Raw genomic sequence first — 25,816 nt, forward strand, 5'->3', positions numbered from 1 at the left:
GTTCGGTGTCCTTTGTCTATGCCCGACACCCTGCGATATATTGGGTAGTTGAACCATAGGCAAACCTTGCCAGCCATAATTTACACTGAGTGACGGTAGATGCTGAGGATTGAAAATCTTGGCGACTGCCTGTCTCACCCCACGCGCAAAAAGGGACCTACCGTCATACCCTCACTCAATAGGGCCTCGAGCTAGAACTCGATAGCGGTTCGTTAGACCAAGTCTTTGTTTCAGAGAGGAGATCCGGCATTGGTCTCGCTGCGGGCGAGCCCCGTGCCTCCTGCCTGGAGTCCTTAAAATAACCTGGTGATTTCATTCAGGATCCGATCCTGGGTTTGAGTACTTGGCCTGTGGCGATAAGCAACTGCAAAAAATGCAACGCCTTCGTAGTCGCAGCGAATCGAAAAAGTCATACCTTCACGCAACCCATAGACTGATCTTTCTCCTGCTTCAACAAAATATCTCGCTTTTTTTAGAGCCGCTCTAGCGTGCTCCAGGCAGCCAGTTTGGCTAAGTGAGTGTTTTAGCCAACTGGTCGTGACTCGCACAGACGAAGTGTCGCTGTCATCGACAGGTGGTCGAGTGATTTCTTTAGTCGATGCAATATAGTTCTCGTCGCTGCTGCAAGCGGTCAGCCCCATTGAGATAAAACCCAGTAAGAAAACAAAACGAACTCTTGAATGCTTAAGTGGATTTCGCATCGTGGGGCGTACCTGTGACGATCTGCAATGAATGAAGGGCAATTACTAACGTAATAGCGGGTTTCTGATCTTTTGCTACCTGAGTTCAGTAATTGCGACGAGAAGCGGCAGGATGGACCGTTTACTCATGGGGGTACGATTTTGGCGTTGAATGTCCGCTGCTCGCCGCTTTCTGCCCGTTACACCTGACAGAAATCGAGCAAAAAGCGGTCGTCGTGGCCTGACCGGGGGGCGTCCCGACAGGCCTTCACGGGTCACCTCTCCCAGGGAAAGTAGGGCAGCAATCGTTCGGTTTCCTTTCTGACCACGGCGTAGCATTCACAACTCAACGCCTCGAGCCGGGCCCTGTCCAGGATCTTGATGTGTCCCCGACTGTACTCGATGACACCCAGGCGCTGGAGCTTGCCCGCGGCGTCGGTCACGCCTTCGCGGCGTACACCCAGCATGTTGGCGATCAGCTCCTGGGTCATGGTCAGTTCATTGCCTTGCAAGCGATCGAGCGACAACAGCAACCAGCGGCACAGCTGCTGGTCGATGGAGTGGTGGCGGTTGCACACTGCCGTCTGGGCCATTTGCGTGATCAGGGCCTGGGTGTAGCGCAGCATCAGCAGCAGCATTTCTTCATGGCGGTTGAACTCGTCCTTGAGTTGCTGGCCGGGTAACCGGTAGGCATGCCCGGCGCTTTGCACAACGGCGCGGCTGGGGGTGCTTTCGCCGCCCATGAAGACTGCAACGCCGATCAGGCCTTCATTGCCGACCACCGAAATCTCGGCCGAGGCACCGTTCTCCATCACATACAACAGCGACACGATGGAGTCGGTGGGGAAGTAGACATGCCGCAGGGCGCCGCCGGACTCATAGAGCACTTTGCCCAGTGGCAGCTCGACCAGTTCGAGGTGCGGGAGCAGGCGATCCAGCGCTAGCGCCGGAAGCGCCGCCAGCAAGTAGTTCTGTTGTGGCTTGGGTACAGCAAACATATCAGCCACCCTTCGAGGGAGAATTCCCTGAGGGGGACAGGTTACTCCAAAGCGCGCTATGCGGGGCAGCGCACCGAAGCAGTTGCTGCCATCTGCGATGCTCAAGGGAGCGACGCTGCCTCTGCAGCGCCGAACGTTGGAGGTTGTCATGAGCAAGCACATTGACCCGAATCTTCGCCAGGGCCCTGGCAAGCCCACTGCGAAACAGCCACAGAGCACGCCAGTCCCCCTGCATGACAAGCCCGGGCAGGCTGCCAACCCTCCCGTACACATCAAACTGGGCGAGGCCGTGCAGCCGCACCACCAGGGCCCGAGTCATCCAGTCTGAACCCAGGCCCGCCTAGAGCGCTGCTTCTCAGCGCTCAAGATCGGCTTCGACGGTTCTATCCCACCCAGGGGTTTCGGGTTGCTGCGCTTTTACCGGGCAGGTCACCACGACCTGATGTTCTGTGCCGTCATCGAGCAACTCCAGCGTGTCGTTGCCCAGCAGCTCGCCGTCCAGCGTGATCGAAGCTGTAGTGCTCGTGCCGGGGCGTACATGGATATGGTAATGCGTCGCCCCATAGCGGTAGCGCAGCGTGTAGCCGGGCCAGCCCTGCGCCAGCAGCGGCAAGATGTGCAATGCAGTCCCGACTCGCTGCAATCCGAGCAATGACTCCACGATGAAGCGGTACGTCCAGCCGGCCGACCCGGTGTACCAGGTCCACCCCCCACGGCCTGCATGGGGCGGCGTGCCGTAGACGTCGGCAGCCATGACATAGGGCTCGACCTTGTAGGTTTCGAGGCGCTTGGCGACTTCATGGCCGGCGGGGTTGATCATGTTGAGCAAGCGCCAGGCCCTGATGTCGTCGCCAAGCTCGGCGAACGCCATGCCGGCCCAGACTGCGGCATGGGTGTACTGGCCGCCATTTTCCCGTACACCCGGCACATAGCCCTTGATATAGCCGGGCTCGAGCGAGCCTGTGTCGAAGGGCGGATCGAGCAGCAGGACCGCGCCTGTGTCGGGCCGTACCAGATGCTGCTCGAATGACGCCATGGCCGTGCGGCGCCGCGTTGGCGAGGCGGCACCCGACAGTACCGACCAGCTTTGCGAGATCGAGTCGATACGGCATTCGTCATTGTTGGCCGAGCCCAGGACCTGACCGTCGTCGAACCAGGCGCGCCGGTACCATGAACCGTCCCAGGCATGCTCTTCCAGACTGGCCTGCAGCAAGGCGGCCTGCCGGGTACAACGCTGTGCGAAAGCAGGGTCGCCCTGCAATTGGGCGGTGACGGCAAACTGCTGCAGTACATCAAAGCTGAAGAAGCCCAGCCACACGCTTTCCCCTAGGCCCAAATGGCCGACCCGGTTCATTCCGTCGTTCCAGTCGCCCGTGCCCATCAAGGGCAGGCCGTGGCTGCCGCGCTGCAGGCCGTGTTCGATGGCGCGTACACAATGCTGATAGAGGCTTTCTTCGAGGTGTGATTTGCCCGGCAGGTCGTAATAAGACTCTTCCCCGGCATTGAGCGGTCGGCCTTCAAGGTAACCCACGGGTTCGGCCAGCACGCTGAGGTCGCCGGTGACGCTGACATAGTGGCTGGTCGCCAACGCCAGCCACAGATAATCGTCCGAACAGCCACTGCGTACCCCGCGATCGAGCGGCGGGTGCCACCAATGTTGCACGTCGCCTTCGGCATATTGATGGGCTGCACACAGCAACAAATGGCCACGTACGCTGGCGGGGTCGGCATGGATCATCGCCATGCTGTCTTGCAGTTGATCGCGAAAGCCGATGGCCCCGCCGGACTGGTAATAACCACTGCGAGCCTGGAAGCGACAGGCGATCACCTGGTACATCAACCAGCCATTGACCATGACATCGATGCTCGGGTCGGGGGTCTGGACCTGAATCACGTCCAGCTGCGAACGCCAATGCTCGCGTACCGCCTGGAGTTCTGCGGTTGCCGCCCCCAGACCGCGGTACTGTTGAACCAGGCGCAGGGCTGAGGTCGTATCCCGGGCGGCACCGAGGCGGAAGACCACGTCCTGGTCGTCACCGTTGTCGAGGTCGAGGGCCACCTGAATCGCCGCACAGGGGTCCATGCCCCCACCGGTACGGCCTGACAGGCGTGCCTGCTGCAGTCCGGCAGGCGCCTTGAGGCTGCCGTTGCGGCCGATTAACTCGGTGCGATCACCGCTGATGCTGGTGGCGGTCGAGTCGGTATCGAGGAACGCCACCCGTTCGCAAAACTCGATCGAATAGGCGTTCCTGGCGAAGAATGCGCCGCTGCTGGGGTCGGCTTCCGTCACCACATGCATCGCCGATTTGCTGCGCAGATCGCCCAGCACCCACTCGACATAGCAGGTCGTCGACAGGCGCCGGGCGCGGCCTGAACGGTTGCGAATCTGCAAGTGCGAGAACTTGATCGAAGCATCCAGCGCCACGTACACCCACAACTCGGTGTGGATACCGTCTTCATCGTGCTCGAAGACGCTGTAGCCGAAACCGTGCCGGGTGCGGTACGCGCCAGTACCGGGACAAGGTTGTGGCGTCACCGACCAGAAATGCCCGGTTTCTTCATCACGCACATAGATCGCCTCGCCGCTGGCGTCGGTGAGCGGGTCGTTATGCCAGGGGCTCAGGCGAAATTCGTGAGCGTTTTCCATCCAGGTGTAAGCGCCCCCACTTTCGGATATCACCGTACCGAAGTGCGGGTTGGCCAACACGTTGGCCCATGGCGCCGGCGTCGGCCTGCCCGGCTGCAGGGTCATGACATACTCGCTGCCATCGGCACTGAAGCCGCCATAGGCGTTGCCCAGGAGCAAACCTTCGATGGCGGGCAGGGTAGCGGCGGCCTTTGCCTGGCGCTTGAGCGTGGGCACGAATGCCGGGTAGGCCGGGCTTGCGTGACGCCGATGTACCTGCTCGGCAATGCTGCCGTTGCCTTCACTCAGCACCAGGCGCGCCACCGACAGGATCAGCGTACGGTCCTCGTTCGACAACTGCTGTGCCGGACGCACGAAAATGCCCCCGGGACGATCGATCAGCGAAGCTTCGCTGCCGGACGTCACTACCCCCATGATCAAGTCCTGGAGTTGCTGGCGATAGCCGGCCTGGTCTTCGTTCCAGATGACCAGGTCCACCATCAGTCCTTTTTGCCGCCAGTAGGCGTGGGCCTTGACCATCTGGTGCACGAGTTCGATGTTGTCGACGGTGGCGATCTGCAGCAGAACGATAGGCAAGTCGCCGGAGATCGCCTGGCCCCAGAGGCTCGATTGATTACGTCGGTTGGCCATCAAGACGCTGTTTTCCGCGCGCAACGAGGCATTGGCGTAGAGGATCGAAGAGGCCATCTGTTCGAACAGGCGCCCATCTTCCGGCGAGACATTGAGTTGACGCAGCAACACCTGGCTGTGGGTCCATGCCAGGTCGAAGACGCGGTCGGCGAGGTGCCGGTCGCGGTATTTATTGATCAGGTACAGACAGTCCTCACGGCTGTCCGCGATGCCGGTCACCAGGTCAATGGTCGCCGTTTGTCCGGGTTCCAGGGTGATACGGCAGCGGATGGCCACGATCGGGTCCAGCACCGAGCCTGCGGTGCCGGACAACTGCTCGACATTGCCATCGAGCGCCGCCGGTGCTGCAACGTTGCGTCCGCGGCCAATGAAACGCGCTCGATCGGTCTCGTAGGAAATGGCGTCGATGTCCACGCCATGGGCGGCCAGCAGGTGGCACATCCAGGGGACGGCTTCCTCACTGGAGCGCCGCCTGCGGGTGCAGACGATGGCCTGCAGCGCCGGCAACAATTCGGTCTGCACGAACAGGTTGCTGAAGGCCGGGTGCATGGCATCACTGATTGCCGGCGCCAGGACCACCTCGGCGTAGGTGGTGAGCTCCACGCTACGGCGCACGCGACTGCGGTTGGTGATGTGCAGCCGGCGCAGTTCGATATCGTCTTCGGGAGACACGACGATCTCGGTGTGGGTATCGAAGTCGAGCTCGCGAACACGAAACTCGGCCCGGGCATCGCTGAAAATCGCTTCATGGCTTTCCGGCCTGTGCCGGGTCGGCTGGTGGGCCGAGGACCAGAATACGCCGCTGCTGACATCGCGCAGGTAGCAGAACATGCCCCAGTTGTCGCAGGTCGCGTCTTCATGCCAGCGGGTCACGGCGATGTCGTTGCAGCGGCTGTAACCGCCGCCGGCACTGCTGAGCATGACGTGGTAACGGCCGTTGGACAGTAGCTGGACGGCGGGGCGCTTGCGCCCGGGATCGGCGAACACTCGCAGCCTGGTTTCCTGCGCGCGTCCGTTTTCATCTGTGGCAGGTGCCAGGGTTGCATGCAGGTAAGGTGCGGCGGTTTTGGGGACGCGTTCCTGCAGCAACAGGATGGTCGCCTGGAAGGCCGGGATCGACTCGAAGCGTCGCTGCATGGGCCGGTCCAGCAGCAGGCTGGTCAAGGCCAGCAGGCTCATGCCCTGATGGTGTGCCATGAACGAGCGCACGACCGCATAGCGCTGGCCGCGTGGCAGGCGTGCCTCGGTGTAGTCGACCGCTTCGTACAGGCCATAGCGGCCGGCCGAGCCTTGGGCCGCCAGGCGTTGCAGGTTGCGGCAGGCCGCTTGCGGCTCGACCATCAGCGCCAGGGCGCTGGCGTACGGCGCAATCACGGTATCGTCGGCCAAACCGCGCTTGAGGCCAAGGCCTGGAACACCGAACGCCCGATACTGATAATTGAAGTGGGCGTCCAGGGTGTTGTAACCCGACTCGGACACGCCCCAGGGGATGCCCAACAGGTTGCCATGCTCGATCTGCAAGGCTACGGCCGCGCGGCAAGTCTGCTCCAGCAGCGTACCTTCGTAGCTGGGCATGACCAGGTTGGGCATCAGGTACTCGAACATCGATCCGGACCAGGAAAGCAATACCGGTACCCCCCGATTGTTGCTGAGCAAGCGTCCGAGGGTGAACCAGGCCTGTTGCGGCAGCTGGCCCTGGGCGATGACCACGAAATTGGTCAGGCGAACTTCTGACGCGAGCAGGTCGTAATAACCGTTGTCCAGCCTGCGCTCGTCGGCGTTGTAGCCTATCGAGAACAGGTCACGTTGAGCATCGTAGAGGAAGGTGAAGTCCATGCTCGCCAGTGACGCGGACAATTCGACCAGACGCTCAAGGTGGCTGATTCGTGCGCGCGCCAGGCGTTGTACCGCCTGCACTTGCGCCTGATCGGCAGGCTGCCACAGCGTGCAATCGAGCTCGGCCATTTGCCGCAGGCTGAGTGCTGGTGCTGGTGCTGGTGCTGGTGCCCGGGCGGGTGCCAACGGCAGCTCGAAGCGCAGTCGTTCTGCCCGCAGATCCGCACACTGCGCCTGCAATGCCTGCAGCCAGTAGTGTGCTTCTTCAGCAGCGGTGTCGATTGCCAAGGCATCCGCCAGATCGAGTACTTGCAGAAGGTTGTCCGGGGTGTCCTGGACAATCGCCGACGCCACCTTCGCGCGCAGTTCAATCACGGCGCGGTCATCGAGGTTCCCGTCTTGTAAGGCCTGCTGCAGCACATCGAGGGTGTCGCCCAGACCGCTGAGGGTGCGTTGATCGAACAGGGGCGTGTCGACCAACCCCAGCAGCCCCGGCCGCAGGGTGAGCAGCAGACCCGCCAGGTTGCCGCTGTCCACGGTGGACACATACCGAGGCGCCAGCGGCAGGAGTGACTGGGTGTCGTACCAGTTGTAGAAGTGCCCATGGTGTCGCTCAAGACCGGCCATGCACTCAAGCGTGGCAGTGACGCGTTCAAGCAGGCGCCCGGTACTCAGGTAACCGAAATCGTGGGCCGCCAGGTGCGAGAGCAAGGCCATGCCCATGTTGGTCGGTGAGGTGCGATGGGCAATGGTTGGCTTGGGTATCTCCTGGACGTTGTCCGGCGGCAACCAGTTGTCCTCAGGCCCCACGTACCGATCGAAGAACGCCCAGGTCCGGCGTGACAGCATGCGCAGGAAGCGCAGTTCTTGCACTGACGGGTCAAACCCCGCCGGGGTTGTCGGCAGGCTGATCCACCAGGCAATCGCCGGACTTACCAGCCACACCAGCAGCAAGGGTGCCGCCAGTGCGAGTACATGAAGAGTGGGGAGCAGGGCCACGAATAGAGTCAGCGCCAGCGCAGGGGCAATCCACATGCTTTTATACATGCCGGACAGATCGTTGCCACTGGAGCGCTCGACTTCACGAGACGGTTGCCATTGCAGCAGGCGGCGCTTGCTGATCAGCATGCGCCACAGTGAGCGGGCAATCGCATCGAAGCTCAACAACGCATCGGACGGCAACCAGACAAGCGACAACAGCGCGCGCATGAAATGCTGGCCCGAGGTCCGTAATGCCGCACTCAGGTGTTGCCCCAATGGAATATCGGCAGCTTTCTGTACCAGCGCCAGTACCGACTGCAGCAAGGGTTGGAGAAATACCAGGATGACCACCGCCAATGTCCAGGAGACGGCCTCGCTCGAACCCAGCCAGCCCCATGTCAGCATCACCAGGAAGGCGCCTGGCTCCAGGCTGCGGCGCAGATTGTCAAAAATCTTCCAGCGGGCAAGGTTGCAAAGAAGGTTGGGCGCAAATCCTCCCTGGGGTTTCGGTGCCCACGGCAAGGCCCAGTACAGCACTTGCCAGTCCCCGCGAATCCAGCGGTGTCGGCGCTTGGCATCGGCGCTGTAGCGAGACGGGTATTCCTCATACAGCTGTACATCGCTGAGCAGCCCGCAGCGGGCATAGCAGCCTTCGATCAGGTCGTGGCTGAGAATGCGGTTGTCGGGCAGGCAGCCCTCGAGTGCCTGTTCGAAGGCGTCGACGGCATAGATGCCCTTGCCGATGAAGGAACCGTTCTGGAACAGGTCTTGATAAACATCGGAGACGGCACGGGTATAAGGATCGACACCGGCATCGCTGCCAAACAGGCGGGCGTAGGTCGAGCGTGCCGTGCTGGGCAGGCTGATCCCCACGCGTGGCTGGAGGATGGCGTAACCGCTGACGATCTTGCCGCTTTGTTCATCGAATACCGGATGGTTCAGCGGGTGCATCATCGCACCGATGCACTGGCGCGCGACATCCCGGGGCAGCAGGGTATCGGTGTCCAGGGTGATGACGAAACGCACCGATTCCAGTGGCGCGACATCACCGACGATCAATGCAAAGCGCAGCTGTCCTTTACCTCGCAGCAACGCGTTGAGCTCGGCGAGCTTGCCGCGCTTGCGTTCATGCCCCATCCATACCTGCTCGGTCGCGTTCCAGTGCCTGGGCCTGTGCAGCAGGAAGAACCGGTCGACCTGGCCATCGGCATATTTGTGGTTGAGCGCCTCGATCAGTTGGCGCGCCAGGGCGAGCAATTCGGCATCCTCGGGCATCACCTCGGCAGGGGCGTCCATGAAGTCACTGAGCAGCGCAAAATGCAGGTTGGCATCGCGATTGGCCAGGAATCGCACTTCCAGGCCTTCGGCCAGGGCCTCGATGTCGCCGGCGTTGGCAAACATCGTCGGCACCGCCACCAGCGTTCGCGCCTCGGCTGGTATGCCCTTGCTGTAATCCAGGCGCGGCAACAGCGACGGGACTACCGTAAGCGTCACCAGCCAGTTGACCAGCCCGATCGCCAGGCGGCTGGTCATCAATAACGCGGGCACGGCGAGCAGGACCAGGCTCCACAATGGCGTGCCGCTGTGATAGGCACTGCCGAGAAATGGCCAGGCCAGCAGCAGTGTCAGCAGCAGGGCAGGGTACAGGTAGAACTTCAACGGCGCGCTCTGCAGCAGTCGCTTCCATCGCTCGTGCAGCGGCATGCTGGCGTGCAGCGCCTGCTCCAGGCTGAGCAACCCGTCAGCCACCAGGTAATAGCCCACATGCCCGGTTACACCGGCCGTGGGCTGTGTGCTCGCGGCCAGTTCAATGGTGGCTTGTGCCACCCTGGTTTCGGAGTGCACGCAATGCCGGGCAAGGCGTTCGACCACATGGCGGTAACGATCACGGGTGGCAAAGTCCATGTTCGCGTAGACGCCTGCCGGGTCCGTGCGCAATACCTGTTCGACATGGCTGAGCAGCTCGACGAACTCGCGCCAGTCGGTCGCTGCCAGCAAGCGCAAGCTGGCGATGCTGTTGCTGATGGACACCTGATCACCGGATTGCTGCTGGGCATCCATCTGCACCAGGCGTTCGACCGTAAGGCCGGACTCACCGAGCGTTTGTTCTATCCACGCCATGGGCAATATCAGCGCGGCGCTTTGTCCGTGCAGTCGGCGCGCCAGTTCCGCAACGAAGGGTGGCGTCATCGGCGGCGCCGATCGCGCCATGTCGGCAACGGTCAATACCACGCTCTTGGCGTCGCGCTCGGCCATTTCGATCAATCGATCGGCCCAGTCATCGGCGAGGTTACGGTCATCCCTGTTGGCCATGACCCGGGATGCCACGCGCCGCAAGTTCTCGATCAGCGCCAGGCGCAGCATGATCGGGATCGCCCATAGCTCGCCCAGGGTCAGCGGCGTGATGGTCTGATAAGAGGCGATGAAACAGTTCAGGCTTGGCGCGTCGACCCGGCCATCGCCGTGCGCGATGGTTTCCAGGGCGATGTCGTAGACCCGCGGCAGGCCTGCCGAAGGGCCTTCGGCCAGGCGTGGCAGCTCGCGGCTATAGCCGTCGGGCAGGTGGGTCCTGGCGGTACGGATGTTTTCTTCGATCAGGTAGAAGTTGTCCAGCAGCCATTCCGCCGCAGGGGTCAGGCGTCGGCTGGACAGTTGCACGGTCTTGAGCGCTGCGCAGCTACGTTCCAGAAGCAGTTGGTTGTCAGTCAGACGGCCCAGCAAGGCATCCTTTTTTGAAAGGCGCCCGAGCAAATGCTGGCGTGCCAGCACGATGCCGTGGTCTGCCATCTGCTGCGCATTGAACAGGTCGGCACGCAGGATGGGCTCGTACTCGAACTTGTGCCGTGCTGCACTCCACCTGAGCCAGATGGCCGGTGAGCGCCAAAGGCTGGACAGCGTGCGAGTCAGGATATTTTGCATGAATTCCTTCGTACGACCCGCGCAGGGAAGGTCGCTTGTGGAATGAAGGCGGTTCTACGCCAGGCCAGGTGTGCGGGGCATTGCGCCGCCGGGCGCTGCATTCCACCGACGAGTGTGGAGGATTCAACGCGGCGAAGTCTGTTCGCTAGCGAACATAGGCCATGTCAAACGCGGGGGCTGGGTCACTCAGGGTGTTCAGTCGCTGTCCGACCCCATTCAGTCGCTCAGGACTCCCGCGCTAAACCTGCTACGGCCTGCAAGAGCCTGGGCATGTTTTCCAGGGCTTTTTTTCGGGCTTCAGTAAATCGGTTCAACACTGCAAGCTTTTCAGGATCCCCCTCCTGCAGGCTTCTCAACACGGTTGGCAAAAGGTGCAAATGGCACTGCGCAAGCCAGTTGGACAACCCCTCATGGTGCTTCCATTGCCGCTGATTGCCGAGATAAGCGGCCCACATCCTGACCCAGTCCACCGGTGAGCGTGGCAATGGGACAAACCCGCATAGTTTGTTCATCTGCATCTGATCGTCGAGGTGGCTTTCCACGTAGGCGATGACTGCGGCACTGAACAGGATCTGATAACTGCTGACTGTCACCAGGTTGATACGATTGCCATCAAACGTTTTCACGCTTCCCTCAGGAATAATCGGGACAGCGCTGGCGCTGCAGTCGATGTAAAGGGCGTCGGGATCTGCAGCGATGCTGCCCTTCTCAAGGGATATTCGGCTGGCCCCAATCGCGCAGACTCTCCCCAGGCGCACTACGTTGTTTATGCGCCGTAGCGCACGCAATTCCCCCTGTGAAATGGTCGCAGCGCGGAAGGCGGTGGGTTCGACGGCTTGATCGATGCGCAACAGTTCGCCGGCACTTTCGAGTCTGAGGAAGAGGTCCGGGATCGAATCTGCAGCACCTATCGCTTCGAACTGGTTCGCGAGACTGCCGATCGTTCGTACAACATTCTCCTGGCCGGGTTGAAAGTTGGCGCGATCCAACAGCCAGGGGGCGTTTGGAACGATCCATTGAATCCTGCCAGGTGCCACGCCATTTTGCAGCAGCCACAGGCAGGCATCGATGCCGGTCTTTCCTCCCCCCACCACCACGTAACGCGAGCAAGGCTGTCCGACCTTTGGCAAGTCGTTGAGCGGTATGCACCGTATACCGGGCTCGACCCGGTAATGCGGTGGATGGGTCGAAGGAACGGCTGTCTGTGCCATAGTCGCATCCACCAGCTTCCTTCGTACCCGGACAGCCTTGCTTTCGCCGGTAAGCAAGGAGGTGATGCAATGACTATCGCTGCGATCACCTTCGTAGTTGTGCATCGGAAAATATTGCACCCGACCTGATGGCAAGAATCGATGCTGCATGAGCTGATCGAAGTAACTGACAACTTCGCTGCCTGAGGCCAATTCATATAAGCCACCGCCCCATTCGGATTCGTCCTTTTGCCCGGACCCCAACTCGCAGGAGTTGACACCATAGAAGGCAGACGGCTGGTGCAGGCGGACGAACGAGTAGGCATCGTTCCAGTGCCCACCCGGTTGAGCGTGTCGATCCACCATCAGCACACTCGCATCCGATTGATCGAGCAATGTATCGACAAAGGCCATGGCTGTAGCCCCCGCGCCGATCACCAGATAGTCCGTCTCCAGGGTGGTTGTGTTCATTGGAACGCCCTAATGAAGGTTGAAAATATTCCTCCAACGAATCAGGCTAGTTCTTTTCGCTCGTCGTAAAAGAACAGTTGTTCCTTGTCTACATAGCCAACAGATTTAAAGATTCTCTAGAGCCCATGACACTTAATCTGCCTACGGGTCAAAGGGGCGTATTGGAAGAACCCACGGCCGCAAGCAGACGTTCATCACCGCATCACTCAGGCAAATGCAGCCTCTACAAATGCCTCTAGCACCTTGTCTTCCAGGATTTCGATCGAGAAGTGCCCGAAGCGCTTGGGCAACCAGATAATGCGTGGCCCGGACGGGGATTGCAGGTTCGCGCGGGCCAATGGCTTGCCGTTTTCATCTTCTGGCTGAACACCGGCCACCATCAGTTCGTCATAGGCCTTCTCGATGTCCGGCGTCGAATAGCAGTGGCGATAAATCATCCCTTCACCCGAGGCGTCCAGTAGCTCCCTCAGGTTCCCGGCCAGCGGCTGTACCAGCATGAAACGCTCTTGGCCGATCAGCGCAATCGCGTAGCGCACGTGCAGGCCACCTCGTTCCCAGACGAGCGTCTTGGATATCCTGGCTTTCAGTATCTGTGCGTAGTAGGCACAGGCTTCGTCGAGATTCTTGACCAGTACATCGATGTGACTGAACTTCAGTTCCATTGCATGCCTCCTGCTGCCCCGGCGTCCTGGTGACCCATGAATGAAAAGCCGTCTATGCCTGGCCTTGGCTTGACCGACCCTGCCAATCGCGCAGCCATTGCAAGCCCTTGGAGGTGTCGCCGCGCGGGCGGTATTCGCAACCCACCCAACCGGTATACCCCAGTTGATCGATCAGCTCGAACAGGTAGGGATAGTTCAGCTCGTTGTTCATGTCCGGTTCGTGGCGATCCGGCACGCCCGCGATCTGGATATGGCCGATGCCGGCGATATCCCGTCGCAGCTTCGTCGCCACGTCGCCCTCGACGATCTGGCAATGGTAGACGTCGAACTGGACTTTGAGGTTGGCCTGGCCGACCGCTTTGCAGATGGCCTGGGCCTGATGTTGGTGGTTGAGGAAAAATCCCGGCATGTCGCGGGTGTTGATCGGCTCCAGCAATACGGTGATGCCAGCCTTGGCGGCTTGTGTCGCTGCGTGGTTGAGGTTTTCCAGGTAGGTTTGCTGGTGCCTGGCGCGATCCGCTTCATTGGCCAGCAGCCCGGCCATGACATGGATGCGGTCGTTGCCCAGTACTGCGGCGTATTCCAGGGCCTGGTCGAAACCGGCGCGGAACTCCGACTCACGGCCCGGCAAGGACACGGTGCCTTTTTCGCCAGCCGCGATATTGCCAGGCGGTGCGTTGAACAGGGCCTGGACCAGGCCATTGTCGTCGAGCCGCTGTTTCAATTGCTGTGGGCTGTAGTCGTAGGGGGACATGTACTCCACTGCCTGAAAACCATCGGCTGCGGCGGCGGCGAAACGGTCGAGAAAGTCATGTTCGGGGTAGAGCATGCTGAGGTTGGCAGCGAAACGAGGCATGAAGACTCCTGCGGTCAAAAAATCAATCTGTGGGTTACCACTGCACACCAAAGGCTTCGTGCAATTCATCCAGCGCCTGGGGCAGCGGCGGCAGGATGTCATCCTCGTGCCAGACACCGGCCAGCGTCAATGCCAGCCGGTGGCTCGAGTGGGTGTGGACCACGCCTCGTCCCTGCACCTCTCAGTCGAGATGGCTGCCCACCACGTCGACTATCCGTTGAGCAATCTGCACGGCGTGGGTCTCCAGCGCGAAGTGGCCGGTATCGAGCATCTCGACCACCGCATTGGGGTTGTCACGTTTGTAGGCCTCGGCACCTGGCGGAATGAAAAACGGGTCGCCCTTGCCCCAGATCGCCAGCGTCGGCACCTGGGCATCGCGCAAGAATTGCTGGAACGCCGGGTACAGCTTCAGGTTGTTCTGATAGTCATAAAACAGGTCGAGCTGAATGTCCTTGTTGCCGGGTCGTTCCAGCAATAGCGCGTCCAGATGATAACCCTCGGGTGCAATGAGATCGGGGTTGCTCACGCCTTCCACATACTGCCAGCGCGTGCCTTCCAGGTGCAGGATGGCATCGTTGATCACCTGGCGGTTGGCGGGTGACGGCTCGTCCCAATACCGGCGGATCGGCGCCCAGGCATCCCCCAGACCTTCGAGATAGGCATTGCCGTTCTGCGAAACGATCGCGCTGACCCGCTCCGGGTACGCCAGCGCCAGGCGCAGGCCGACCGGCGCCCCATAGTCGAAGAAGTACATCCCGTAACGCTTGAGGCCCAGCACATCGACGAACTGGCGGATCGTCTCGCCGATGGCATCGAAGGTGTAGACGTAGTGGCGTTCGGCGGGCACCTCGGTGAAACCGAAACCGGGCAGATCCGGCGCAATCAGGCGGTACTTGTCGGCGAGCCGCGGGATCAGGTCCCGGAATTGGTGCGACGAGCTGGGAAAGCCGTGCAACAGCAAGAGTACGGGAGCGTCGGCAGCACCGGCCTCGCGGTAGAAAACCCGAATGCCGTCGGCTTCGACGAATTTGCAGACAACGGTGGTGTGCGGGAGCGTGGTCATGACGGATCTCCAGTGTAACTGTTTAAAGTTATTTATACGGGTTACCTATTTTCATTTTGCACGGACTTTGTAACTGGTCAAATCTTTTTTATGGGTTACAATCCGTGCATCGATTCCCGGGAGATCTCCATGACTGACGCCGTCACCACGCCTGGCTTGCCCGTACCGCTGGTGCTGGCCGACCATCCGGCGCTGGATCTGCTGAACACCCGAATGGTGGTCGAAGGCCAGCGGCGTGACCTGCTCAACAGCGATGCCGACGCGGCGCGCTGGCTGGAGCAGATCGGTTTCGGTCTGGCGTCGGAAGTGGCGGAGGGTGACGGGCAGTTGCTTGCCCGATTGCGCAAGCTGCGTGACTGCATCGAGGGCCTGCTCGCTGCCCGTCGAGAGAATCGCGTGGCGGATCCGGCAGTGCTCAATGCCTTTCTGCTGCGGGTCGTGCCGCAACTGGTGTGGGAGGAGGCGGGCGCGCCGGTGCTGGATCGCTTGCACCAGGGCGATGCCGGCCACCAGCGTCTGGGCAGGCTCGCTTACGCCGCCGCGGAGTTGCTGGCCGAAGGCGATTTCAGCCTGGTACGCAAATGCGAAAGCGCCGAATGTTCATTGATGTTTTACGACCGCACCAAATCCCACAAACGACGCTGGTGCAGCATGGCGCTGTGCGGAAACCGGCATAAGGTCGCCGAATTCCGCAAGCGACGCCAGGGTGTCGCGGACTGAAGGGCATAACGCTGCGCGGTATTGGCGGGGCTGATTGGTTTCCGGAGTCGAGTCCTTTGACATCAGGATTTCGAGTGATCCTGATGGCGCCGCTTGAGCCCCGGGACAGGGGAGTTGATCGATAGGCGGTTCTGCTACCCACCGATTGGCTGATCCAATCCCATGCCCGGCCGAATATCTGTTGACCGGACTGTTTCGTACCAACAGACTTCCGTCTTTTGTGTATTCCTAAAGGTCTGTCTGATGCGTAAGTCATTCACTGTCGTGGCATTAAGCCTTCTTGTATCGCAGTACTCCCTCGCTGGCGAAACCACCAATACGGCTATCGGTGGCGGTGTCGGCGGCGCCCTTGGCAGCGTGGTCGGTCAGGCTATGGGCGGTAGCACTGGTGCTGCAATCGGAGCCGGCGTCGGTGGCGCGGCCGGGGGCGCAATAACCGCCAAGAGTGGCAAGAAGACCGAGTCGGCTATTGGCGGAGGTCTCGGTGCAGCGGGTGGTCAGGTCATCGGCAACAGTGTCGGTGGTTCCACCGGTGGCCTGATCGGCGCGGGTCTGGGCGGCGCAGCAGGGGGGGCGATCGGCAACAATATGGCCGATGACGACGACCACCACGATTCCGGCTACAAGCAAAAGAATAAACACAAGAATAAACATAAACACAAACATCACGACTGATCGCGGATGCCGAGAGCCGAGACTAAGCCGAGACCCTGAACCTGTGGTGAGGGAGCTTGCTCCCCCGCCACAGGTCGCAGTGGGTATCCATGCAGAAGCGGGGGACGATCATGGTGTCCACGTCGGCGGCGACGACGACAGTCGGACCTGAAGCGGCCTGATGCCCCATGCAAAACCCGGGGAACCGGTTCTGCAAGGGAGCACGCAAAAGATACTGCCTTCATTCATGGGATTATTTCCCACGCAGCTATACTGGGGTTAACTGTCCAGGAATGCGCTGAATGCAATCGTCTACCTTGCCCACCTCGCTCCTCAAAGCCCTGCGCCATGTCATGCGGCCGCTGGTACGCCTGATGCTGCGCAAAGGCGTCACGTACCTGGTTTTCGCCGACCTGCTCAAGGAGGTTTTCGTCGATGTGGCGGACCGTGAGTTCCGTCTGGACGACAAGGCACCGACCGACAGCCGTATCAGCCTGCTCACTGGCGTGCACCGCAAGGACGTACGGCGTTTGCGTAACAGCGGCGACCCTGCCACTTCCACGCTTCCGGAAAACATCACCTTCGGTGCGCAACTGGTCAACGCCTGGACCAGTGCACCCTTCTGCAACGACGCCGGCCAGCCATTGCCGCTGCCTCGTTTGGCCAGTGTCGGCGGCGACCGCTCCTTTGATGCTCTGGTGGCGAAGGTCAGCACGGACATCCGGGCGCGGGTGGTGCTGGACGAGTGGTTGCGCCTGGGCGTCGTGCGCCTTGACGAGCAAGAACGTGTGCACCTGGAAGCCCAGGCCTTCGTGCCGCAAAAGGGCTTCGATGAGAAAGCGGCTTACCTGGGGCATAACCTGCACGATCATGCCTGCGCTGCGGTACACAACTTGAGCGGCGAAGCCCCGGCCTTTTTTGAACGCAGCGTCCACTATGACGCACTGGCCCCGATGAGCGTCGAGGCGCTGCGCGAGGCCGTTGCCAGCGAGGGAATGCAGGCCCTGTTGAGCTTCAACCGACTCGCCGCCGAGCTGGAATTTCGCGACCTGCCCAGCCTCGAACCGCGCCAGCGCATCACGGTCGGCCTGTACTTCTACACTGAAGCTTGCGATCCCAACTCACCGACGGCTCCCAAGCCATGACCATCCATTTGCGCCTGATTCGAGCCGCCGCCCTCGCTCTGGGCCTCGGGTTTGCGATTGTGTTGCAAGCCGCGCCGGCCTGTGTCAGCCAGAATGACGCGGGCAGCAGTGAAGTGCCGCTCATCCAGGCGCCGGGTGGCACCGGCGGTACGGGCGCGGCGCCTGGCGGCATGGGCGGTACTGGCATCAGCACTGACAACGGCGGGGTGGGCGGTACCGGCGCACCGCTGAACAAGCGCCCCGGCGGCATTGGCGGCACCGGTGCCGTCGCCGGCGGCGTGGGTGGCACGGGCATCAGCGACGACAACGGCGGGATCGGTGGCACCGGCATTGTCGGCACCATCACCGGGTTCGCCTCGATCTGCGTCAATGGCATGGAAGTGCACTTCAACAAAAACGTCCCTGTCAGCGAGAACGGCATTGCCGCCACCAGCACCCGTCTGGCAGTTGGCCAGGTGGTTGCCGTGCAAGCGTTCAATTCCCGGCGCGGTCTGGAGGCCGGGCGCATTGCTATCCTGCATGCCTACGAAGGCCCTTTGACAGCCCTGCCCAGAGACTCCATGCCCATGCGGGTCATGGGCCAACCGGTACGCCTGGCCAACGGTGCTCAAGTCGCTCCCGGTCTGCGTGCAGGTGATCCTGTTCGGGTCAGCGGGCTGCGCGATGCCCGGGGTGAAGTGGTGGCCAGCCGCATCGACCGCGCGCCCGGCCTCAAGGAGGCCAGTGCCATCGGCCCGATCGATCGCAGCGGTTATCTGCAGGGCCTCAAACTCGGCAACCATCCGGGACCGGCGCAGGAAATGCTGGTGCGCGGCCAGTGGTCGGGCCGCGAGCTGGAGGTGAGCCAAAGTCGCCCCGACCCGAGCCTGCCTTTCATTGGCCGTGCACACAATGCGGTGATCGAGGGCCTGGTACAGGGCCGGCAGGACAGTCGCCTGGTGGTGGGCGGCTTTAATGTGACGATGGCGCGCGACACCGTGTTTGTCGGTGTGCAGTCTTCGCAGCTGACGCTGGATCGGCGCGTGCGGGTCACCGGCGTGTTCAGCGGCACACGGGAGGTGCAGGCCACGCGTATCGAATTGCCCCGCGAGCGCTCCGATTCGCCAGCCGGCAACCAGCACGGGCGGATTCGAAACAGCGAGCAAAACACGGACAACTCAAGCGGCTCGGGCAATTCGGGCAGTTCGGAGGATTTCAACAGCGCCGGCGATTCGAGCGGCTCCAACAGCTCCGGCAACTCGCGGGATTCGGGGAACTCGGGCAGTGACAGGAGCGGCCGTTCCGAGAGCGGTGGCAGCGTCGTCGACGATACTCGCCACGGGGGCAATGAAAGTCATGGCGGTGGCGACAGGATCGAACGCGTGGACGTGGACAAGTCCGGCAAGTCGGAGCGTGTCGAGAAGGTCGAGCAATCCGGCAAAGTCGAGAGAGTGGAGAGGGTAGAGAAGGTAGAGAAGGTAGAGAGGGTAGAGAAAGTCGAAAAAGTCGAACGTCCGGAGAAAGTCGAGAAAGTCGAGAAAGTCGAGAAAGTCGATCGGCCAGAAAGGGTTGAGAAAGTAGACAAGGTTGATCGGCCAGAAAAAGTCGAAAAGGTCGAAAAAGTCGAGACCGTTGAAAAAGTCGACCGCTCTGGCAAGTCGGGTTAAACAGTGAAGGCATGATGCACTTGCGCCATAAGTCACTAGGCTGTGTAAGTCACGCAACAAAGCCTGCGTGTGAACTTCGATGACGCAAGACACGAGGTGAACATGGACCCCAAGCGCATACTGCTCGTCGGTTGGCTGGCCAGCCTGGCCTTGCCGGCCCTGGCCGATACCTTCTCGACCTCGATCGGAACCGACTACTCCCGGGGCGATTATGGCACCGGCACTACTTCCGAAACCTGGTACGTCCCGCTGGTGGGCAAATACGAAACCGGCCCCATGACCTACAAGCTCACTGTGCCCTGGCTGCGCATCACCAATCCTTCGGTTGGCCCTGACGGCGAGCCGTTGCCCGGCGGTTGCGACAAAGTGGAAAGCGGTTTGGGCGACACTGTCGCCGGTGCCGACTATGCCTTGCTTGACGGCAGTATTGGCGGGCTGTTCGTGGACCTGATCGGCAAGGTCAAGTTGCCCACAGCCGACGAAGACAAGTGCCTGGGCACCGGAAAAACCGACTATTCCGCCCAGGTCGACGTCGCCAAAGCCTTCGGCCGGGTGACCGGGTTCGCCACGCTGGGCTGGAAAAAATTCGGCGATCCGTCGGGCTCCGATTTCGACAACCCGATATTCGCCGGCCTCGGTTTCGCCATGCCCGTGTTCGCGCGCACCACGGCGGGGGTGTCTTACGACTGGCGGCAGAAGGTCGTCTCCACGGGCGACCAGATCAAGGAACTCACCCTCTTCCTCACGCACAAGCTCAATCAGAACTGGAAGTTTCAGTTATATGCCGTCAAGGGGTTTTCCGACGCCAGTCCGGATGGCGAGGCTGGGCTGGTGTTCACCCACACCTACTGATACCCGCCAGTTTCCCGGCCCCGATGGGTTTCGTCGTCTCAACCCAGGCCTTCGCCTGCTTCGGTTCTGATGGTCGGTGGTTGACACACGGGCTGACAGGCCTAATCTAAAAGTGTGGGAATATTTCCCACGCACGGATGCCGACTGGCTCTGAAGGATCGTTCGGAAACCGCAGTTGCTTGTTATTGCTGCAAATTAATGACCGTGCCGGTTGGCTGGCCGCTCCAATGGGCGGCCGGGAACTCACTGGACATTGCGTTCGATACGGACATGACTACGCAACTCCAAGCGGAGGTGCATCATGCTTCTCAAAAAATGTTTGTTGGCTCTGGCAATTGGCGCAGTTCTGTCTGCATCGACTGTGCTGGTGCCCGATTACATCGGTAGCTTCTCCAGCGCTTATGCCAAAGATGGCGGCAGCGGTGGTGGTGGCGGCGGCAGCGGTGGTGGCGGCAGCGGAGGCGGTGGCGGTGGCGGTGGCGGTCACGGCGGCGGCGGAGGCTCTGGCTCCGGAGGCTCCGGAGGCGGCGGTCATGGTGGTGACGGCGGAGGCGGCCACGGTGGTAGCGGTGGTGGCAGTGGCTCCGGCAGTGGAGGTTCCGGAGGCGGTGGTCACGGTGGTAGTGGCGGAGGTGGTAACGCTGGCAGCGGCCATGGCGATGGTGGCGGTGATGGTGCTGCAGGACATGGCGGCAAGGGGCGCGGCGATGCTGACCATGGTGGTGTTGCCGGAAACGCAGGCCCAGGCAATGCCCGTGGCGATAAGGCCGATAAGGCTGATAAGGCTGATAAGGCCGATAAGGCCGATAAGGCCGATAGAGCCGATAGAGCCGACAAGGCTAATAGGGCTGACAACAATGCCGCAGACGCAGCCAGAGACGCTGCCAAAGCTGATGCAGACGCAGCCCGGGATGCTGCGAAAGCTGATGCAGATGCAACCCGAGATGCCGCCAGAGCTGCGGCGGATGCTGCCCGTGACGCTGCAAAAGCTGCAGGTGTAGCGGGTGCAGATGCAACCAGAGATGCTGCCAGGGCCGCTGCAGATGCCGCCAGGGACGCTGCCAAGGCAGACGCAGATGCAGCCAGAGATGCATCCAGGGCTGCTGCAGATGCTGCCAGGAACGCCGCAAAAGCTGATGCGAACGCGGCCAGAGAGGCGGCCAAGGCCGATAAGAGGGCAGCCAGAGAGGATGTGGCGGATGCCCCGGACGCTCCAGACGCCCCGGATGCTCCCGATGCCCCAGACGCGCCGGATGTCGACGTGGTTGAGGCACGGAACTAGGCCTGCACGCTACACAACGGCAGGCATACCCGTAGAAAACGTCCAGGGAATTTGAAGGGCGTATCGAAAAAAAAGTCGCAAACCCTGCAGGGTTTGCGACTTTTTTTTTGCCATCGTGTTGCGCGGTCGCGCTACACGGATCAGCCGTTGGTGCGATTGGTTGCCTTGGCCTTGCTTTGAGCTACAGCGGCTTCAGCCTTCTGCTTCTGCGCAACCTGGAAGGCTTCCATCGAGACCTTGCGGGCCGACTCCATGCGATTGAACGTCTTGTCACCACCACCGGTGGCCATCGCCAGAGAAGAAGCGGTGAGAGCGGCAATTACGAAGAGAGCTTTCATGGATTTCATTTGGATATCCTCAAGTGAGAAAGTGAGATGGGTAAATAGTTAAAAACGGAATTCATTGGCAAAGGCTGAACGGGCTTGTTCAACCTGGCTTCACCAGCCAGCCAGGGCGGCGTTTCCGGTTCCCCAGGTGCGTTGCTCCATACGGCCTTCAGCGTCTTTGTTTTTCGCCCAGGCAGTGAGCAGCACCATCATTGCAAAGCCACCGACGATCAGAACCGGATAGGCTGCCAGCAACTCGACCAGCGAGTATTTCCAGGCCAGCGGACGACCGACACCGAGCATGGCGGCATAGAACCACGACACACCAGAGAGCGCGCCGGAGAACAGCGCCAGCATGCGCAAGTTGAAGGAGAGTTTGAGTATCGAACCGGCTTTTTTCAGCGCCGGCAATACAGCGCTATGCAACAGGAAACCGTTAAAGGTCAACAATACAACGATGCCGATTTTGGCTTGCAACTTTGGATTGAGGAAATATTCCATCCCCTTGCCGGCATAATCTATTCCGATAATACCAATGCCCGTAATCCAAAGAGCAACAAGTGCAAGTCCTACGGTTTTTTGAAGGCTTTCCAGATGCGCGTCATCATGGTGACCCGACACATCCCCCTTCAGGAGTTGCTTGACCATGGCAATGTCACTGGTCAACACAAGCCCGATTGCAACGCAGCAGGCGATAAGATGGAAATATACAACGCCCAAGCGAACATATTCCGCGGCTGGCGAAGTCAGTATACCAAGATCCATGATTACCTCTTTGTACTCTTAGTGGATCAACATGACTTCAGCACGGCTTAGTTGGGTTTTTCCGTTGCTGACTGCAGTCAGGATCCAGCAATTTCTATTATTTAATCTTGCGGCATTGTGCTGCGAAGAAAAAAGCGAGTTAGCGAATGAACTTTGGATCATTCGGTTAGTTCCATTTTCAGGTAACAAAAAACCTCATTCGCACTGGGCGTCTATATGAGGTTTAACTTCCGCTTCTTGGGGTCAGATGAGCATCGGTGTCCGTGTCATCTGTTGCGTATTCTGAACGAAAAAAGCCGTCACCGTTCATTTTTTGATCAATTTTGCTGACCAACGGCAGTGCCGAAACTGGTCGCATATTGCTATCACGAGAGGGCGCAGCCAGCACCATGACTGGCTTTCGGAGGGGCGGGGGGCGGATAAAAGTTCCGTCGATTTTTTCGTCTTTTTTTGCATATTCCAGGGTAAAAATCGGGGGTTATAAGCCAATCAGCCATCAAAAAAGCCCTGGTCGGGGTGAAAAACCAGGGCAATGCACTGCCCTTTTTTCCCTCGAAAAAGCACATTCCGGACAGTTGATTGCGTCGGCATTAACAGGGCTGTCAGCAGCACCGCCTGGGAGGTGCTACTGACAGCCCTGTTCTTGTCTCACCGAACCAGTTCGACCTCGCTCGGGCGCCACTCTTTCGTGAAGAACGACTCAAAGGGGCGGCCGCCGTGACGTGTAGCCATAGTAGAAGGCCGTGCGCGAATCAAGCGTGCGCGCGCCAGTCGGTGGCAATGCCACCGGCAACTGTTGACCGATTGTTGCCTGTCGCGACTGACGGAAATTCCCAACGCGGCCTGTGACGATTACAACCCGCGAACGAACCCGTTACCGCGCCTTGAGCGATGCCTGACCTGAACAAGGTCGCCTGCGCGAGCGCTTCGATAAACCTGAAGCGTCGCAGGTTTTGTCTATCCAGCGGGAGGGACAGTGAGGTTTTTGTATATAAGCAGGAGAGCGACTGTTGGTCGGAAAAATGATGGATCGGGGCTTCATGAGGGTGCCTTGTTTTTGACGATTTTATAGCTAATATAAAACAATAGGTTAACGTCAAAAACTTCAGCTTGATGTGAAGGCGATTGCTTTTTGACGAACGGATTTCGTGCGACTTAAGTCTTATTTCCGAACGCCCGGAGACTTGGACTTACGACCGGTGACCCGCGTCATCCCCGGTAACCTGCTATTAATCAATCAATGTTCGAGTGCTTATCCTTTCGGGAGCGTCTCATGAATCCAGTCATTCGCATCGGCATTGCCGACGATCATCCGTTGTTGCGTGAGGGCGTTGCCAATACGTTGAGAAAACGGGCGGATCTTCAGGTCGTGGAGCAGGGCGTCAATGCGCAGGATGCCAGGGATATTGCCCAGAGGGCGCTCCCGGACGTGATGCTGATGGACGTCAATATGCCGGGCGATGTTTTCGCCGCGGTACGGTTCATTTCCACTGAACTACCGGATGTGAAGGTGCTGATGCTGACGGTTTCAGAATCCGAAGATCACGCCTATTCGGCACTGGAGGCCGGCGCGCGCGGGTATGTTTTGAAAGGTGTCAGCGGACCGGAACTGGTCTTTGCGATCAGGTCGGTTGCCAAGGGTGAGACGTATATCACCCCCGAGTTTGCCAATAAGCTGCTGAGTAACTTCAAGAAGCGCGCAGCGGAGATTCACAAGATTGATCTGACCCATCGCGAGGAGCAGGTCATTCGTGAAGTTTCAAAGGGACTGACCAATAAGGAAGTTGCGTCAAAGCTGTTGATCAGCGAAAAAACCGTCAAGCACCACATGACTTGCGTGATGCAGAAGCTGCACGCTCGAAATCGTGTCGAAGCGGTCACGGCCTTGCGGCATTACCGGGAGCGCGAAGTTGTCGGGCGACTTCACATCAGCGCAGGGACAACACAAGGGATGCCCGGAGCGGCTCCTGACTACTAGAGTTTGAACTGTGCATTGACCGATGTACCCGAGGTGCTGGAGTCGATGCTGAACAACCCGCCCAGCGCTTCAATGCGATAACGCAAACCGGCAAGCCCCAATCGGGTTCTACCGGATTTCTCGAGCAGCATGGCGTCCGCCGCCATGCCCGGACCACTGTCCCGGACACTGATGTCCAATACGTCATCAACGTATTGAGCCTGGATGACCTGACCCTCGCCGTTGGCATGCCGGTAAGCGTTGTTGAGGGCTTCTTGCACAAAACGGTACAAGCAGAGTTTGAGCGGCAGCGGCGCGGCCTCCGGTAGCGACCCCAGGGTTAATGTGACCCTGGTGCCTGTGCGCTGCTCGTGCCGTTGCGCCACCAGTTGCAACTCTTCCACCAGACTCAAATCGTTGATTTCCGGAAGCGCCAGGCCCCGTGATAGATCGCGGACTTCACGCAAGGCGTCGGTGGCGGCACCACGAATGGTTTCCAGCGACTCTTGATCGACAGCCGAGCAGTTTTCCACCAGATCGTCGAGTCGGATCAGGATCAGAGTCAATAACTGCGCCGGCCCATCGTGCAAGTCTGCACCAATGCGCCGCAAGGTGAGTTCGTTTACCCGGGAAAACTCTTGGGTAGCCGTCGCCATCTTGCGCTGGAGCGCGGCAATGCCGATGCGCAGGCGGGTTTGCTCCTTCAGCCGTACGCGCAGTGCCACTTGTTGTTGCTGGATAATCTTGTCGCCGCGTCGCACGATGAAGAAAAGCAGCGTCAGCATGGCCAGTGTCGCAGTGCCGACAACTATCCATACCTGCTGTCGGACCCGATTGATCTCGCGCTTGAGACTGTCGGCCCTTTCATAAAACTCGCCTACCGCGATGACTTTCCTGGAGTCGAAGTCCCGCAGCGGCGCGTAGATCTCATAGAGCGGCAGGTTGAGCTTGCGCTCGAACACGTTTTCATCCTGGTCCAGTTCTTCAAGGTCGGTGACCACATTTCCCTTGAGCGCCTCGCTTATCTCGTCTGTCGGGAATTTGCGGTTGGTGATGGCTTTGTTCGTGCTGTAGAGCACCGTGCCATCCGCTCGCCAGATCTTGATCGAGACAATGTGCTGATTTAGCGAACGACTTTCCATCAGGCGGTCCAGGGACTGGATACTTTCAGCCGAGAGGCTGTTGTCCCGCCCCATCTCCTGCACATAGGGCTCCAGAAAAGCTTCCATGTAGTGGGCGCCCGCTTCTGCCGCGCTCTGTACCGCGGCGCTTTCTATTCGTGTGCTCACCAGTTTGCCGACGAAGAACATGGTCAGTCCAAGGATCAGTGCGGCGGCAATGACAAACTGGGTCGAGCGACTCAGCTTGCGCGTCTGGGACGCTATCCGGGTGCGCCAATTTCCCTTGCCATCGACATTGGAAACAGAGGCAGGTCCGACCAAAGTTTCAGGCTCGTCTGCGATAAAAGTCTCGTTTTTTGATTCGACCTTTGCATCTTTTGCCATGGCCTTGATTCCCTGAACATAGGTGACAAGT

At 60.0% G+C, this 25,816-nt stretch carries 17 protein-coding genes and 1 pseudogene; 7 read left to right on the top strand and 11 right to left on the bottom strand.

Annotated features, from left to right (window positions below):
• Positions 1-293: 293 nt before the first annotated feature.
• The 8 genes and pseudogenes from PPUTUW4_RS29140 to PPUTUW4_RS11050 all read right to left on the bottom strand — a co-directional run bounded on the left by PPUTUW4_RS29140 (position 294) and on the right by PPUTUW4_RS11050 (position 14,933).
• The gene (locus PPUTUW4_RS29140) at positions 294-701 is read right to left on the bottom strand and encodes a hypothetical protein (RefSeq protein ID WP_126045458.1); all 408 of its coding nucleotides are present in this window, start codon (positions 699-701) and stop codon (positions 294-296) included.
• 254 nt (positions 702-955) lie between these two features.
• Positions 956-1,678: a Crp/Fnr family transcriptional regulator gene (locus tag PPUTUW4_RS11020; protein ID WP_015094715.1), complete on the bottom strand. Its 723-nt coding sequence runs from the start codon at positions 1,676-1,678 to the stop codon at positions 956-958.
• Between the two features lie 355 nt (positions 1,679-2,033).
• A complete protein-coding gene (locus PPUTUW4_RS11030) occupies positions 2,034-10,691 on the bottom strand; it encodes a glucoamylase family protein (protein ID WP_015094716.1) in 8,658 nt (2,885 codons plus the stop codon).
• Positions 10,692-10,915: 224 nt separating this feature from the next.
• Positions 10,916-12,352: an FAD/NAD(P)-binding protein gene (locus tag PPUTUW4_RS11035; RefSeq protein ID WP_015094717.1), complete on the bottom strand. Its 1,437-nt coding sequence runs from the start codon at positions 12,350-12,352 to the stop codon at positions 10,916-10,918.
• A gap of 206 nt (positions 12,353-12,558) precedes the next feature.
• A complete protein-coding gene (locus tag PPUTUW4_RS11040) occupies positions 12,559-13,014 on the bottom strand; it encodes a VOC family protein (RefSeq protein ID WP_015094718.1) in 456 nt (151 codons plus the stop codon).
• A 52-nt stretch (positions 13,015-13,066) separates the two neighbouring features.
• Positions 13,067-13,870: a 2-oxo-tetronate isomerase gene (gene otnI, locus PPUTUW4_RS11045; RefSeq protein WP_015094719.1), complete on the bottom strand. Its 804-nt coding sequence runs from the start codon at positions 13,868-13,870 to the stop codon at positions 13,067-13,069.
• A gap of 82 nt (positions 13,871-13,952) precedes the next feature.
• Positions 13,953-14,036 (bottom strand): annotated as a pseudogene (locus tag PPUTUW4_RS29145) (aldolase); the annotation flags it as partial.
• A 15-nt stretch (positions 14,037-14,051) separates the two neighbouring features.
• The gene (locus PPUTUW4_RS11050; protein WP_015094720.1) at positions 14,052-14,933 is read right to left on the bottom strand and encodes an alpha/beta hydrolase; all 882 of its coding nucleotides are present in this window, start codon (positions 14,931-14,933) and stop codon (positions 14,052-14,054) included.
• Between the two features lie 129 nt (positions 14,934-15,062).
• Here PPUTUW4_RS11050 and PPUTUW4_RS11055 point away from each other — a divergent pair, with 129 nt between their 5' ends.
• From PPUTUW4_RS11055 to PPUTUW4_RS30490, 6 genes are all read left to right on the top strand, one after another.
• Positions 15,063-15,653, top strand: a complete 591-nt coding sequence (locus PPUTUW4_RS11055; RefSeq protein ID WP_015094721.1) for an ABATE domain-containing protein — start codon at positions 15,063-15,065, stop codon at positions 15,651-15,653.
• A 243-nt stretch (positions 15,654-15,896) separates the two neighbouring features.
• Positions 15,897-16,328: a glycine zipper domain-containing protein gene (locus tag PPUTUW4_RS11060; protein ID WP_015094722.1), complete on the top strand. Its 432-nt coding sequence runs from the start codon at positions 15,897-15,899 to the stop codon at positions 16,326-16,328.
• A 281-nt stretch (positions 16,329-16,609) separates the two neighbouring features.
• Entirely contained in the window at positions 16,610-17,452 is an 843-nt protein-coding gene (locus PPUTUW4_RS11065; protein WP_015094723.1) for a DUF6502 family protein, read from the top strand.
• Positions 17,449-19,098, top strand: coding sequence for a DUF5666 domain-containing protein (locus PPUTUW4_RS11070; protein WP_015094724.1), 1,650 nt, complete (start codon positions 17,449-17,451; stop codon positions 19,096-19,098). Before PPUTUW4_RS11065 ends, PPUTUW4_RS11070 begins: the two co-directional genes overlap by 4 nt.
• Positions 19,099-19,200: 102 nt before the next feature.
• The gene (locus PPUTUW4_RS11075; protein ID WP_015094725.1) at positions 19,201-19,950 is read left to right on the top strand and encodes a hypothetical protein; all 750 of its coding nucleotides are present in this window, start codon (positions 19,201-19,203) and stop codon (positions 19,948-19,950) included.
• A 401-nt stretch (positions 19,951-20,351) separates the two neighbouring features.
• Positions 20,352-20,951: a hypothetical protein gene (locus tag PPUTUW4_RS30490; protein WP_049810797.1), complete on the top strand. Its 600-nt coding sequence runs from the start codon at positions 20,352-20,354 to the stop codon at positions 20,949-20,951.
• 421 nt (positions 20,952-21,372) lie between these two features.
• Here the strand turns inward: PPUTUW4_RS30490 and PPUTUW4_RS11090 are convergent, their stop codons facing one another.
• Positions 21,373-21,579: a co-regulatory protein PtrA N-terminal domain-containing protein gene (locus PPUTUW4_RS11090; protein ID WP_015094726.1), complete on the bottom strand. Its 207-nt coding sequence runs from the start codon at positions 21,577-21,579 to the stop codon at positions 21,373-21,375.
• A 90-nt stretch (positions 21,580-21,669) separates the two neighbouring features.
• Entirely contained in the window at positions 21,670-22,323 is a 654-nt protein-coding gene (locus tag PPUTUW4_RS11095) for a hypothetical protein (protein WP_015094727.1), read from the bottom strand.
• Between the two features lie 1,273 nt (positions 22,324-23,596).
• On the opposite strand from PPUTUW4_RS11095, the gene PPUTUW4_RS11100 reads away from it, so the two are divergent.
• Positions 23,597-24,301, top strand: a complete 705-nt coding sequence (locus PPUTUW4_RS11100; RefSeq protein WP_015094728.1) for a response regulator transcription factor — start codon at positions 23,597-23,599, stop codon at positions 24,299-24,301.
• Here PPUTUW4_RS11100 and PPUTUW4_RS11105 read toward each other — a convergent pair.
• Positions 24,298-25,785 (bottom strand): ATP-binding protein, encoded by a 1,488-nt coding sequence (locus tag PPUTUW4_RS11105; RefSeq protein WP_015094729.1) that lies wholly within the window; start codon positions 25,783-25,785, stop codon positions 24,298-24,300. The genes PPUTUW4_RS11100 and PPUTUW4_RS11105 overlap by 4 nt on opposite strands.
• Positions 25,786-25,816 lie beyond the last annotated feature (31 nt).

The organism is Pseudomonas sp. UW4 (assembly GCF_000316175.1).
In the GTDB taxonomy this organism is placed as follows: domain Bacteria; phylum Pseudomonadota; class Gammaproteobacteria; order Pseudomonadales; family Pseudomonadaceae; genus Aquipseudomonas; species Aquipseudomonas laurylsulfatiphila.